Source organism: Burkholderia mycopellens (assembly GCF_964265025.1).
Classification (GTDB): domain Bacteria; phylum Pseudomonadota; class Gammaproteobacteria; order Burkholderiales; family Burkholderiaceae; genus Burkholderia.
The window spans coordinates 804,454-817,583 of the sequence record NZ_OZ183802.1 but is presented as its reverse complement, the minus strand read 5'-3'; the positions used below and the strand labels follow the sequence as shown (position 1 = coordinate 817,583).

Below are 13,130 nucleotides of genomic sequence, written 5' to 3'. Positions count from 1 at the left end.
TGGCGCCGCTTTCACCCGTCTTCTCGAGGGGAGTACCGTGAAACTGACCTTTGCGATATCGGTGGTCGCGCTGGTACTCATTGCCGGCACCACCACCATCTGCCTGTCGGGAGCCGTTACCGACCGCACGACCGAATACGGGAGCGCGCGGGCGACGTTCGACCAGATGTTCAGCTCCCACCAGAAAATCTGTCGATGATGCGCCGGTCGCGCTTCGTCGGCCGGCCGTGCAATTCGGCTGCCGGTTCGCGATACGTGCGACGCCGCTCCAGTTCGGCGAGCCGCGCGGCCCGCCCTGCTTCCGTTTCCTCGTAAAGCGTCTGCGCGACGCTCGCCGGCCCGCGCACGTCGCACACGCCAAGCACGGCAATGTGCCAGACGATGCCGTCGATCGCAATCTCGACTTCGTCGCCCACGCGCACCTCCTTCGCCGGCTTGACTGCCGCGCCGCCGATCTTCACGTGCCCCTTGTCGACCGCATCGGTCGCGAGCGAGCGCGTCTTGAAGAACCGCGCCGCCCACAACCATTTGTCGATGCGCAGCTTCGCGCCCGGTTCGGTCGAGATCTTGTAATTCATCGCGCTTAACTCACCATTTCGGGCTGCGCGGCCTTGACCGGCCAGCCCTGCAGATTCTCGGCGACGATCTCGCCGAGCGCACCGATCCACGCGGGCGCGCCGTTCAGGCACGGAATCCGGTGGAACGCCTTGCCGCCGCCGGCGAGGAATTCGTCACGCACCTCCATGCCGATCTCCTCGATCGTCTCCAGGCAATCGGCCGTGAAACCGGGACAGAACACGTCGGCCCGCCGCACGCCGGCCTCGCCGAACTCGCGCAGCGTCGGCGCGGTGTAGGGCTGCAGCCATTCGGCCTTGCCGAACCGCGACTGGAAGGTGATGCGGCATTCGGTCGTCGACAGCCCGAGCGCGGCCATCAGCAGCGCCCCTGTCTGCTGGCACTGGTCGTGGTAGGGATCGCCGAGGTCGAGCGTGCGCTTCGGCACGCCGTGAAAGCTCAGCACGAGTTTGTCGCCGGCCGCGAAGTCGGGCCGGCCGTGCTGCGCCCAATACTGGCGCACCTGCTCGGCCAACGCATGGATATAGGCCGGATGGTCGGCGTAGTGCCGCACCGTGCGCACCTCCGGCTGGTTGCGCATGCGCGCGAGCGCGTTGAATGCGGCGTCGAAGGCCGTGGCCGTGGTCGACGACGAGTATTGCGGATACATCGGCATCAGCAGCACGCGCTCGACGCCCGCACGCTTGAACTGCGCGAGCGCGTGCGAAATGTTCGGGCTGCCGTAGCGCATCGCGTAGTCGACCTGCACTTGATAGCCGTTCGACGCGAGCAGGTGCCGCACGGCATCGGTCTGGCGCTCGGTGTAGACGCGCAGCGGCGAGCCCTCGGGCATCCAGACGGCCGCGTATTTCTTCGCGGATGCGCGGCCGCGCAGCGGCAGGATCAGCGTGCGCAGCAGCACCTGCCAGACGGCCTGCGGAATCTCGACGACCCGTGGATCCGACAGGAATTCGGCCAGGTAGCGCCGCACCGCGCGCGGCGTCGGGGCGTCGGGTGTGCCGAGATTGATCAGCAGCACACCGATGCGATGGGCAGCCGCGGTGCTCGAGGACGGCTCAAGATCGAAACGCATGGGCAATAACGTGCTCGGGGCACGGAACCGGACGGCTCTCAATTATAGCCGGCCGCCCCGCGCCGGTCGGCCAGGACCTGCTCCCGCTCATGACGAGCTTGCACTGGACGCCAGAAGGCCGAGCGCAACGCGCATGACGCCGCGATCGGCGCTTCTGGCGGCCAGCCCCGCAAAAGATCGATTCCAATCAGGGGAGCGAGCGTTGCCGGCCGCATAGCGGCGGCGCGCGTCGCTTGTTTGGCTCGGCTAGACGGTGCGCCTTGCTTCCTGCACGGCGACTGGCAACGCTCGTTCGCAAGCGCGTCATGAGCGGAACCAGGCCCTATCGTTCGGCCGACTGCCGGCACGCGCGGTGCCGCGGCAAGATGACGGGGCGGGATCGGGCCGGCGACGGCAGGCTACTGCTGGCTCAGCGTGAGCGACAGCAGGCGCGCGGTGATGTCGACGATCGGTATCACGCGGTTGTACGCCATGCGGGTCGGGCCGATCACGCCGAGCGTGCCGACGATCTGCCCGTTCACCTCGTAAGGTGCGGTCACGACGCTCATTTCCTCGATCGGCACGAGCGTCGATTCGCCGCCAATGAAGATCTGCACGCCCTGGGCGTGGCTCGACACGTCGAGCAGTTGCAGGAGGCCCGTCTTTTGGTCGAATACGTCAAACAGCTTGCGCAGCCGCGCCATGTCGGACGAGAGATCCGCCACTTCGAGCAGGTTGCGCTCGCCGGAAATCAGCACGGTGTCCTCGGTGTCGGGCACCTCGGTGCTGGCCGTCACGGCCGCATGCATCAGCGCGGTCATGTCGCCGCGCAGCTGGTCGATCTCGTCGCGCAGGCGGCGGCGCACCTCGTCGAACGACAGTCCGGCGAAATGCGCATTGATGTAGTTGGACGCCTCGGTCAGTTGCGACGGCGAGTAATCGCGCGGCGTCGCGAGCATCCGGTTCTGCACGTCGCCCTCGGGCGTGACGATGATCAGCAGGATGCGCTTGTCCGACAGGCGCATGAACTCGATCTGCTTGAACACGTGGCTGCGGCGCGGCGTCAGCACGACGCCCGCGAACTGCGACAGGTTCGACAGCACGCTCGCGGCGGCCGCCACGACCCGCTGCTGCGGCTCGCCGGCCTGCAACGTGTTCTGCACCTGCCGCGCGACGGCTTCGGCGTCGATCGGCACCTCGACCGTCAGCATGGTGTCGACGAACAGCCGGTAGCCGCGCGGCGTCGGCACGCGGCCGGCCGACGTGTGCGGGCTCGACACGAGGCCGAGCTCCTCCAGGTCGGACATCACGTTGCGGATCGTCGCCGGGCTCAGCTCGAGCCCGGAGTAACGGGACAACGTGCGCGATCCGACTGGCTGACCGTCGGCGATATACCGTTCGATCAGGGTTTTCAGGAGGGTTCGTGCGCGAGGATCTAGCATGGTGGAAAATTTTAGCGCAACCGCGCGACCGCGGCGAGTGGCGTCGGCTGCCGTTGCGCGGGTTGGCCCGATCCGGCCCCGCCCGTGCGCGGCCGGTTCTTTTCGTCAACGAGCTATGGTGTAATGCCGGCATGAAAACCGGTAATCAGTTCAACACTGTCGCGCTCGTCGGCCGGAGCAACACGCCCAACATCGCCGAGCCGCTCGCCACACTGGCCGCCTGCGTCGCCAAGCAGGGCTTCGAGGTCGTCTTCGAAGCCGAGACCGCGCGCGAGATCGGCATCACCGGCTACCCGGCGCTGACCCCGGCCGAAATCGGGGCGCGCGCCGACGTGGCGGTCGTGCTGGGCGGCGACGGGACGATGCTCGGCATCGGCCGCCAGCTCGCGCCGTACAAGACACCGCTGATCGGGATCAACCACGGGCGGCTCGGCTTCATCACCGATATCGCGGCGGCCGACATGCAGGCGCTCGTGCCAGTGATCCTGTCGGGCAAGTTCGAACGCGAGGAGCGCGCGCTGCTCGAGGCCCGGATCATGCGCGACGGCGAACCGATCTACCATGCGATCGCCTTCAACGACGTCGTCGTGAACCGCAGCGGCTTCTCCGGGATGGTCGAGCTGCGCGCGTCGGTCGACGGCCGATACATGTACAACCAGCGTTCGGACGGCCTGATCGTCGCCACGCCGACCGGCTCGACCGCTTACGCACTGTCGTCGGCCGGCCCGATCCTCCATCCGCAGCTGGCGGGTATCGTGCTCGTGCCGATCGCGCCGCACGCGCTGTCGAACCGGCCGATCGTGCTGCCCGACGATTCGAAAATCGCGATCCAGATCGTCGGCGGGCGCGACGTCAACGTGAACTTCGACATGCAGTCGTTCACCGCGCTCGAACTGAACGACACGATCGAGGTGCGCCGCTCGAAGCACACGGTGCCGTTCCTGCACCCGATCGGCTACAGCTACTACGCGACGCTGCGCAAGAAGCTGCACTGGAACGAACACGCCTCGAACGAAGACGACAACGCGTCCTGACGCCGCTCCGCCCGACACCATGCTCCGCCACCTCTCGATCCGCGACTTCGTCATCGTCGCCGCGCTCGATCTCGAATTCGACAGCGGCTTTTCCGTCTTTTCCGGCGAAACCGGCGCCGGGAAATCGATCCTGATCGACGCCCTTGCCCTTGCGCTCGGCGAACGTGCCGACGCGAGCGTCGTGCGCACCGGTTGCGGCCGCGCCGACATCACCGCCGAATTCACGCCGCACGACCGCGTCGCGCGCTGGCTCGACGAACACGCGTTCGACACCGAGGACACCGTGATGCTGCGCCGCGTGATCGATGCGAACGGCCGGTCGCGCGCATTCATCAACGGCACCAGCGCGACGCTCGCGCAGCTGCGCGAGCTCGGCGAAATGCTCGTCGACATCCACGGCCAGCATGCGCACCAGTTGCTCATGCGGCCCGACGCGCAGCGCGAGCTGTTCGATACGCACGCGGGGCTCGTTGCCGACGCCGCGAACGTCGCACGCGCATGGCGCGTGTGGCGTGACGCGACGCAGGCGATCGACGCGGCAAAAGCGCACGAGCGCGAGCTGCAGCTCGAACGCGAAAAGCTCGCCTGGCAGCTCGCCGAGCTCGACAAGCTCGCCCCTCAGCCCGGCGAATGGGACGAAGTCAGCAACGAGCACAAGCGCCTGTCGCATTCGGCGAACCTGATCGAAGGCGTGCGCGGTGCGCTCAACGCGCTGTCCGAGTCCGACGACGCGATGCTCGCGCAGCTCGGCGCGATCGTGTCGAAGCTGCGCAGCCTCGCCGACTACGACACCACGCTCGGCGACGCGCTCGCGTCGCTTGAACCGGCCGAGATCCAGCTGCAGGAAGCGGTCTACTCGCTGTCGCACTATGCACAGCGCATCGATCTCGATCCCGAACGGCTCGCGCAGGTCGAAACGCGCCTCGATGCGCTGCACTCGACCGCCCGCAAGTTCCGCTTGCCGCCCGACACGCTGCACGAAGAACACGCGGCACGCCGCGCGCAGCTCGCCGCACTCGACGCGGCCGCCGATCTCGGCGCGCTCGAGGCGGTGCAGGCCAAGGCGCGGGAAGCCTATCTCGCCGACGCCAAACAGCTGTCCAAGGCGCGCACACAGGCCGCCAAGGCGCTCGGCGCGGCCGTCACGGCCGGCATGCAGGAATTGTCGATGGCGGGCGGGAGCTTCGAAGTCGCGCTCGTGCCGCTCGCCGACGGCGGCCCGCACGGGCTCGAACAGGTCGAATTCCGGGTCGCCGGGCACCCTGGCGTGCCGCTGCGGCCGCTCGCGAAGGTTGCGTCGGGCGGCGAGCTCGCACGCATCAGCCTCGCGCTCGCCGTGATCGCCAGCGCGGCAAGCCCGACGCCGACGCTGATCTTCGACGAAGTCGATACGGGGATCGGCGGCGGCGTCGCCGAAGTGGTCGGCCGCCTGCTGCACCAGCTCGGGCGCGATCGCCAGGTACTGTGCGTGACGCACCTGCCGCAGGTCGCCGCGCGCGGCGACCATCACTTCCAGGTCACAAAAGGCGCCGACGACCGCGGCGGCACGGTGTCGACCGTGGTCGCGCTCGACCGCGCCAACCGGATCGAGGAAGTCGCGCGGATGCTCGGCGGGCTCGAGATCACGGCCACGACGCGCAAGCACGCGAAGGAAATGCTGGCCGCCTGACGCCGGCCACCCGTTAGCCGTTCATCGAATGCAAAAGACCGGCGCACGCGCCGGTCTTTTTTAGGCACGGCGGCGCGATCGCTCCCCCTGCCGCACCGCATCGAACGGTCGTTTCAACTATCCGTTTCAACCGCCCCGAACACGCGCGTCCACAGCGCCGTCACGGCCGCCCGCTCGTCGGCCACCACGGCCGGATCGACCCGCGCCTTCTCCATCCCGTCGAGCCGCAGCTTGTGCTGCAGCTTCCGGTACTTACGGTACGCCGCCCCGACCCGCTCGGCCTCGTCCTCGCCCATCAGCCCGAAGCGCGCGACCTCGCGCAGCAGCGCGATATTGCCCGTGTTGCGGATCAGCTCGGCGTCGCTCGACGCGTGCAGCAGCACCCAGTACTGGACGATGAACTCGATGTCGACCATCCCGCCGCGATCGTGCTTCAGGTCGAACAGCTCGGTCTGGTTCGGGTGGCCGGCGAACACCTTGCCGCGCATGTCGACGATCTCCTTCGCGAGCACGCCGCCGTCGCGCGGCGTCGTCAGCACCTGCTGGCGGATCGCCTCGAAGTCCGCGCCGATCTGCGCGTCGCCCGCGCTGTAGCGGGCACGCGTCAGCGCCTGATGCTCCCAGACCCACGCGGTATTCGCGGCGTCGCCCTCGCGCAGTTGGTAGCGGCGGAACGCGTCGAGATCGGTGACCAGTAGCCCTGCCTCGCCGTTCGGCCGCAGCCGCAGGTCGATGTCGAACAGCGCGCCCGCCCCGGTCGCCGTGGTGAGCCATGTGATCAGGCGCCGCGTGAAGGTCGTGTAGACGTCCGCCGAGCGCTCGTCGGGGTCGTCGTACAGGAAGATCAGGTCGAGATCCGACGCGTAGCCGAGCTCCTTGCCGCCCAGCTTGCCGTACGCGATCACCGCGAACTTCGGCACGTCGCGGTGGCGCTTCGCGAGCTGCGACCAGACGACTTCGATCGTCACGTCGAGCACCGCGTCAGCCAGTTCGGACAGCCGGTCGCTCACATGCTCGACCGACAGTTGCCCGGCGAGATCGATCAGCAGGATCCGGAACACCTCCGCGTGCTGTGCGTGCCGCAGCAGGTCCATCTGCTGCTCGGGGCCGTCGGCCGCGGCGAGGCGCGCGCGCAGCGCATCCTTGAACGCAGGCCAGTCGAACGGGCTCGCGATCGCCTCGTCGTCGAGCAGTTCGTCGAGCAGTTGCGGATGGCGGATCAGGTAGCCGCCCCCCCAGCGCGTCGCACCGAGCACCGACAGCACGCGGTCGAGCGCGGCCGGATATTCGGTCAGCAACGCGAGATAGACACCGCGCCGGCTGACCGTCTCGAGCAGGTCGAACAGGCGGATGATGGTTTCGTCGCGGCGCGCGGCGTCGATCCGCGGCGCGGCCTCCAGCGCGCGCTGCGCGACGCGGTCGAAGCGATGCCGGCTCTTTTCCGGCAAGCCCGTGTAGCGCGACGACTGCCAGACCGCGCGCAACCGGGCGAGCACCGTCGCCGGATCGGCGAAGCCGAGGCCGTCGAGACGGGCCGCGAGCGCATCGTCCTCGCCGTCATCGGCGAGCGCACTGCTCCAGATCCACGCGGCGGCCGTCTCTTCGCCCGCGCCGCGGGGCGCGCCGTTCACCTTGTCGGCGAAGATCTGGTCGAACTGCGCCTCGACGAAGTTCCGGTGCTCGTCCAGCACCGTCATCAGCGCCGCATAGTCGGCAAAGCCGAGCGACGCGGCCAGCGCCGCGCGTTCGTCCGGCTCGACCGGCATCGCATGCGTCTGCGCGTCGTTGCGGTACTGCAGCCGGTGCTCGAGCGTGCGCAGGAAATTGTAGGCATCGGTCAGGCGCGCGCGCACGTCCTCGCCGATCAGCCCGCGCGCCTGCGCATGGCGCAGCACCGCGAGCGTCGGCCGCACGCGGAATTCCGCATCCTGCCCGCCACGGATCAACTGGAACACTTGCGCACTGAACTCGATCTCACGGATCCCGCCGCGCCCAAGCTTGATGTCGTCGGCCTTGTCGGGCCGCATCGACGCGCGACGCGCGGCTTCCTGCCGGATCTGCTGGTGCAGCGAGCGGATCGCGCCGATCACGCCGAAGTCGAGGTAGCGGCGGTACACGAACGGCTTGACGATCGCCTCGAGCTGCGACTCCAGCCGCCGCGCCGCGTCGCTGTCGCCTTCCGACACGAGCCGCCCCTTGATCCACGCATAGCGCTCCCACTCGCGGCCCTGCACGTAGAAATACTCCTCGAGCATGCCGAGGCTGCAGACGAGCGGCCCCGAATCGCCGTTCGGACGCAGCCGCATGTCGACCCGAAATACGTAGCCGTCGGCGGTGACTTCCGACAACACGCCGATCAGCCTCCGGCCGAGCCGCGTGAAGTATTCCTGCGTGGGCAGCGGCGAACGCGCGCCGCCGGTCGTCTCGCCGTCGTCCTCGTAGACGAAGATCAGGTCGATGTCCGACGACACGTTCAGCTCCCGGCCGCCGAGCTTGCCCATCCCGACCACGCCGAGCACGACGCGCTGGCCGTCGGCGCCGCGCGGCTCGCCGTACAGCGCTTCGAGTTCGGCCGACAGCAGCGCAAGCGAGCGCTGCACGGCCACTTCCGCGAGATCGGTCATCGCGCCCGTCACTTCGGCGACGTCCGCCAGCCCGCGCAGGTCGCGTTCCGCGACCGCGCCGAATGCCTCGGCCCGCAGTTGCCGCAGCGCGCGCTTCAGTTGCTCCTCGGTCGGCGCGCCCGTGCCGGCCTGAGTCGCCAGCAGTTCGGTGAGGCGCGCGTCGAGCTGCGCGCGACCGAGCGGCGCGGCAGCCCACGCGGCGACCTGGTCGGCGAGCGCGGGTCGCGCGGCGGCCGCGCGGGCCAAGTAACGGGAATAGGACGTGCAGATCAGGGCGGAAGCGTCGGTCATCGAGAAGCGGGCCTGGCGGAAAGGCCGGCGGCGCGGGACACGCGTGCGCGCCCCGCTCCCGACCGGCCCCATGGACTCGGCGCGGCATCGCGGGGCGTGTGCGCCCGTCGCGAAACCGCGCGCCGGAAAGCCCGTGCCGCGCTGCCGCAACGGCCGCCGGCACGAACCCGTGTGATACATTTCAACGTCAGTCTGCAAAACTACCATATCGCCGCCCGTCCGCCGCATGTCCGACCGTCAGGAATCCGCCGTAGCTGCGCCCGAAGCGGGACCTCCGAAGCACGATCATCCGGTCCTGCGTCGCGTGTTCAGGGTGACGCTGGCAGTCGGGATCGGCACCTACTTCGTCGCGTCCGGCGCGTTCCTCGGGTTGCGCTACGTCCTGCTGCCGCGCATCGACGAATTCCGCCCGCGCATCGAGCGCGCGGTGTCCGACAAGCTCCACGCGCAGCTTTCGATCGGCAAGCTTTCCCCGAACTGGTCCGGCATGCAGCCGGGCGTCGAACTCACGAACCTGACGATCCGCGGCCGTGACGGCAAGGTCGCACTGTCGGTGCCGCATGCGACGGCCGCGCTATCCTGGATGTCGCTGCTGCGGCTGTCGCCCGCGCTGTCGAGCCTGATCGTCGACCAGCCCGACCTGGTTGTCGCGCGTGCGGCCGACGGCTCGCTCAGCATCGCGGGCGTCGGCGTGGCGACCACCCATGGCGGCAACGACACGTTCGGCACGTGGCTGCTGAAGCAGGAGGCGATCGTGCTGCGCGGCGGCACGCTGCGCTGGCGCGACGCGCAGCATGACGCGCCGGAGCTCGTGCTGTCGGGCATCCGGCTCGCGGTGCTCAACGACGGCCGCGTGCACAAGGCCGCGCTGCAGGCGCCCGCGAACGGCACGCTGCTGCTCGGCCCGCTCGATTTCCGTGCGCGCTTCAAGCACAAGCCGCTCGCCCCGGTCGGCAAGCCGTCGAACTGGACGGGCGACGCGTACCTGTCGACCGGCCCGGTCGACCTGCAAACGCTGGCGCGCTACCTCGACATGCCGCTCACGATCCACGCGGGCCGGATCGACAACGCGATCTGGGCCACCTTCGGCGACGGCCATCTGCATTCGGCGGGCGGCGACCTGCAGGGCGCGGACGTCGCGCTGCGCGTGCGCCCGACGCAGCCGCGGCTCGACGTGCCGACGGTCGGCTTCGGCTGGGACATGCAGCTCGACGCCGGCCACGACTACACGCTGCACCTGACGCGCTTCAACGCGGAGCTCGGCCAGCCGCCGCTGCCGGACGGCACGCCGCTCGCCCGCTCGCTGGCACTGTCGACGCTGACGGCCCGCTACCGCGTGCCGACCGCGAGCCAGGGGCAGCTGTTGAGCGTCGTCGGCGACCGCGTCGATCTCGGCATCCTCAGCGAGTTCATTCGCGGGCTGCCGCTGCCGGCGCGCCTGCGCAACGAACTGATCAAGATCGACCCGCGCGGGATGGTGTCGAACTATCAGATCGAGGTCGAACGCGCGAAGCCGGCGCGAGCCGACCTTGCCGACGAGGAGCGGCGCATGGGCGCCGCGCCGATCGTCCGCTACCGTTTCCTCGGCGATCTCCAGGGCATCAGCTTCGCCGCGCAGGAGCCGCCGCCGGGCCTGTCGCCACGCGGCCACCCGCGCGCCGGCTGGCCGGGCGTCGAAAACCTGTGGGGCCGCGTCGATGCGAACGAGACGGGCGGCAGCGCGCATTTCGACACGGTCAACGCGGCCGTCACGGTTCCCGGTGAATTCGACGAGCCGCGCCTGACGTTCGACCGGTTGCGCGGCAACGCCAAGTGGGTGATCACGCCCGCGGCCGGCGACAAGCACGCACGCGTCGACGTGACGCTGCCCGACCTGCTCGTCTCGAACCCCGATGCCGAAATCGCGGTGTCCGGCTCGTACACGAACCCCGGCCACGGCCGCGGCTCGCTCGACCTGCGCGCCGATTTCGCCCGCGCGTCGGTGGCGCGCATTCCGCGCTACCTGCCGACCGGGATGTCCGAACACCTGCGCGACTATCTCGGCCACGCGCTGCAGGACGGCCAGGTGACCAAGGGCGCATCGATCGTCGCCCGCGGCCCGCTCGAGAAATTCCCGTTCGAACACGAGCCCGGCGCCGGCGTGTTCCACATCGTCGCGCCGTTCACCGGCGGCCGCTTCGAACCGACGCCGTACCCGCCGCGCAAGCTCGCGAACGGCACGCCGAGCGTCTGGCCGGCGCTCGACGGGATCGACGGCGTGTTCGAGCTCGCGCAGAACAAGCTGCGCTTCGACATCGAGCGCGCACACTACAAGCGCGTCGCGCTGACGAAGGTCGCCGGCCGCATCGACGACCTGGGCAACCCGACCCACTCGCCGCTCATCATCGACGGCCATGCGCAGGGCCCGCTGGCCGACCTGATCGACTACGCGGACAACAGCTCGCTCGGCACGATGAGCGGGCATATCGGCCAGCGGATCGAGGCGCAGGGGCCCGCGTCGCTCGCGCTCAAGATCACGATTCCGCAGCACGTCGCGCATCCGCACACGCACGTCGAAGGCGCGCTCGCGTTCGGCGGCAACACGCTGACGACCAGCGGCGTGCCGCCGCTGTCCGCGCTGCGCGGCAGTGTCCGGTTCACCGAGGCCGGCGCGTCGCTGCACGACCTGTCGGGACGCTTCCTCGGCGGCCCGGTGCGCGCGAACGGCAACTTCCAGTCGCACGGGCCCTACACGGTGGACGTCGACGGCCGGCTCGCGCTCGACGCGGCGCGCGGCCTGAACCTGCACGGCCCGGCCGCCGCGCTGCTCGAGCACGTGGTGGGCGACGCACCGTACAAGGTCGCCGTGCGCGGCACGCCGGGCCGCCTGCCCGACATCAGCGCGCATTCCGACCTGACCGGCGTCGCGCTGAATTTCCCCGCGCCGTTCGCAAAGGCGGCCGGCACGCCGATGCCGTTCAGCTTCACGCTGCAACCGGCGCCGCAGGCGGACGGCAAGCGCCTCGAACATGCCGACCTGACGCTCGGCCCCGTGTCCGCGACCTATCTGCTCGACGCGACGCGCGGCCAGCCGCTGCGCGCGGTGCGCGGCGCGATGGGCATCCACCGGATGCCCGACATGCCTCAGGACGGCGTGAGCGCGGCCGTCGACGTCAACGAACTGGACGCCGATGCGTGGCTCGCGCTGGCCCGTACGCTGAAGTCCGACACGCCGCGCGCGCAGGCGCCGCAGGCCGCGCCGCGCGTCGATTTCGCGAGCTTCGCGCCGAAGCGCTTCGCGTTCCATTTCGGCACGCTGAAGCTGCTCAAGCGCAACTGGGAAAACGTGATCGTCGGCGCGTCGCACGTCGACGAGCTGTGGCAGGCGAACATTGCGTCGAACCAGGTGTCGGGCTACCTGTCGTGGGCGCCGGGCGGCGGCCACAACGGCGCGGGCGTGCTGAACGCGCGGCTCGCGAAGCTCGTGGTGCCCGACAGCGCGCAGCACGATCTCGTCGGCCGCGCGATGAACCTGCCGACGCCGACCGACCGCCCGATGCCGTCGATCGACCTGATCGTCGACCAGGTCGTCGCGCGCGACCACGACATCGGCCGCCTCGTCGTCAACGCGCGCAATATCGACGAAGCCGGCACACCGGTCTGGCAGCTCGACAAGCTGGAGCTCTCGAACCCGGACGCGAAGCTGACGGCGACCGGCAACTGGCGCACGTCGCGCCGCGCGCTCGCCCGCGGCGCCGACGAGAACGACGCGCCGCGCCGCACCGTGTTCGACTTCAAGCTCGACATCGGCAACGCGGGCGCGCTGCTCGACCGCGTCGGCCTGCCGCGCACGCTTGCGGACGGCCATGGCTCGGTGACCGGCAAGGTCGGCTGGCGCGGCGGCCCGACCGCGCTCGACTTCCCGTCGCTCGGCGGCCAGATCGCGCTCGATCTCGAACACGGCCAGATCCTGAAGGTCGATCCGGGCGCGGCGAAGCTGCTCGGCGTGCTGAGCCTGCAGAGCCTCGCCCGTTTCCTGACGCTGAATTTCCGCGACGTGATCGGCAAGGGGCTGCCGTTCGACAAGATCACCGGCACCGGCCAGATCTCGAACGGGATCGCCCGCACCGACGACTTCTCGATGATGACGGGGCCCGCGAACGTCACCGTGCGCGGCGCGGTCGATCTCGGTACCGAGACGCAGGACCTGCATGCGCACGTCGCGCCGAAAATCAGCGCGGGCGCGGCGGCAATCGGGGCGGCCATCATCAACCCGCTGCTCGGCGTCGGCGTGCTGGCCGCGAACTACGCGCTGTCGGAGACGCTGTCGCGCGCGTTCGCGCTCGACTACGCAATCACCGGCTCGTGGGCGCACCCGCACATCGAGCGGGTGCGGGGCGATCAGGGTAAGATGAATCACGGTCCGGCCGATGCGGCAAGCCATTGAGCCGCACGCCGCGCCGC

Annotated in this window: 8 protein-coding genes; 4 read left to right on the top strand and 4 right to left on the bottom strand. The window is 69.6% G+C overall.

Features of this window, described 5'->3' with window-relative positions:
- The first annotated feature begins 37 nt into the window (after nucleotides 1–37).
- A complete protein-coding gene (locus ACPTTC_RS03870) occupies nucleotides 38–199 on the top strand; it encodes a hypothetical protein (protein WP_006476841.1) in 162 nt (53 codons plus the stop codon).
- On the opposite strand, the gene ACPTTC_RS03865 is transcribed toward ACPTTC_RS03870, so the two are convergent.
- The 3 genes from ACPTTC_RS03865 to hrcA all read right to left on the bottom strand — a co-directional run bounded on the left by ACPTTC_RS03865 (nucleotide 171) and on the right by hrcA (nucleotide 3,069).
- Complete coding sequence (locus tag ACPTTC_RS03865) at nucleotides 171–578, bottom strand: RNA-binding S4 domain-containing protein (protein WP_021162216.1); 408 nt, start codon at nucleotides 576–578, stop codon at nucleotides 171–173. The two genes, ACPTTC_RS03870 and ACPTTC_RS03865, sit on opposite strands and share 29 nt — an antisense overlap.
- 5 nt (nucleotides 579–583) lie before the next feature.
- Nucleotides 584–1,648, bottom strand: a complete 1,065-nt coding sequence (gene hemH / locus ACPTTC_RS03860) for a ferrochelatase (protein WP_423391593.1) — start codon at nucleotides 1,646–1,648, stop codon at nucleotides 584–586.
- Nucleotides 1,649–2,046: 398 nt separating this feature from the next.
- Complete coding sequence (hrcA, locus tag ACPTTC_RS03855) at nucleotides 2,047–3,069, bottom strand: heat-inducible transcriptional repressor HrcA (protein ID WP_175958220.1); 1,023 nt, start codon at nucleotides 3,067–3,069, stop codon at nucleotides 2,047–2,049.
- Between the two features lie 131 nt (nucleotides 3,070–3,200).
- Between hrcA and ACPTTC_RS03850 the strand changes: the two genes are divergently transcribed.
- Together ACPTTC_RS03850 and recN are read left to right on the top strand one after the other, a co-directional pair.
- On the top strand, nucleotides 3,201–4,103 hold the full coding sequence (locus ACPTTC_RS03850) for an NAD kinase (protein WP_175958219.1): 903 nt from the start codon (nucleotides 3,201–3,203) through the stop codon (nucleotides 4,101–4,103).
- A 19-nt stretch (nucleotides 4,104–4,122) separates the two neighbouring features.
- A complete protein-coding gene (gene recN, locus ACPTTC_RS03845) occupies nucleotides 4,123–5,772 on the top strand; it encodes a DNA repair protein RecN (protein ID WP_423391592.1) in 1,650 nt (549 codons plus the stop codon).
- A gap of 113 nt (nucleotides 5,773–5,885) precedes the next feature.
- Here recN and glnE read toward each other — a convergent pair whose 3' ends face one another.
- Complete coding sequence (gene glnE, locus ACPTTC_RS03840; protein WP_423391591.1) at nucleotides 5,886–8,687, bottom strand: bifunctional [glutamate--ammonia ligase]-adenylyl-L-tyrosine phosphorylase/[glutamate--ammonia-ligase] adenylyltransferase; 2,802 nt, start codon at nucleotides 8,685–8,687, stop codon at nucleotides 5,886–5,888.
- 226 nt (nucleotides 8,688–8,913) lie between these two features.
- On the opposite strand from glnE, the gene ACPTTC_RS03835 reads away from it, so the two are divergent.
- Complete coding sequence (locus tag ACPTTC_RS03835; protein ID WP_423391590.1) at nucleotides 8,914–13,113, top strand: YhdP family protein; 4,200 nt, start codon at nucleotides 8,914–8,916, stop codon at nucleotides 13,111–13,113.
- The last annotated feature ends 17 nt before the right edge of the window (nucleotides 13,114–13,130 follow it).

Coding starts and splice junctions, on each gene's coding strand:
- ACPTTC_RS03865 (WP_021162216.1), bottom strand. CDS start 578: ATGAATTACAAGATCTCGACCGAACCGGGCGCGAAGCTGCGCATCGAC.
- hemH (WP_423391593.1), bottom strand. CDS start 1,648: ATGCGTTTCGATCTTGAGCCGTCCTCGAGCACCGCGGCTGCCCATCGC.
- hrcA (WP_175958220.1), bottom strand. CDS start 3,069: ATGCTAGATCCTCGCGCACGAACCCTCCTGAAAACCCTGATCGAACGG.
- ACPTTC_RS03850 (WP_175958219.1), top strand. CDS start 3,201: ATGAAAACCGGTAATCAGTTCAACACTGTCGCGCTCGTCGGCCGGAGC.
- recN (WP_423391592.1), top strand. CDS start 4,123: ATGCTCCGCCACCTCTCGATCCGCGACTTCGTCATCGTCGCCGCGCTC.
- glnE (WP_423391591.1), bottom strand. CDS start 8,687: ATGACCGACGCTTCCGCCCTGATCTGCACGTCCTATTCCCGTTACTTG.
- ACPTTC_RS03835 (WP_423391590.1), top strand. CDS start 8,914: ATGTCCGACCGTCAGGAATCCGCCGTAGCTGCGCCCGAAGCGGGACCT.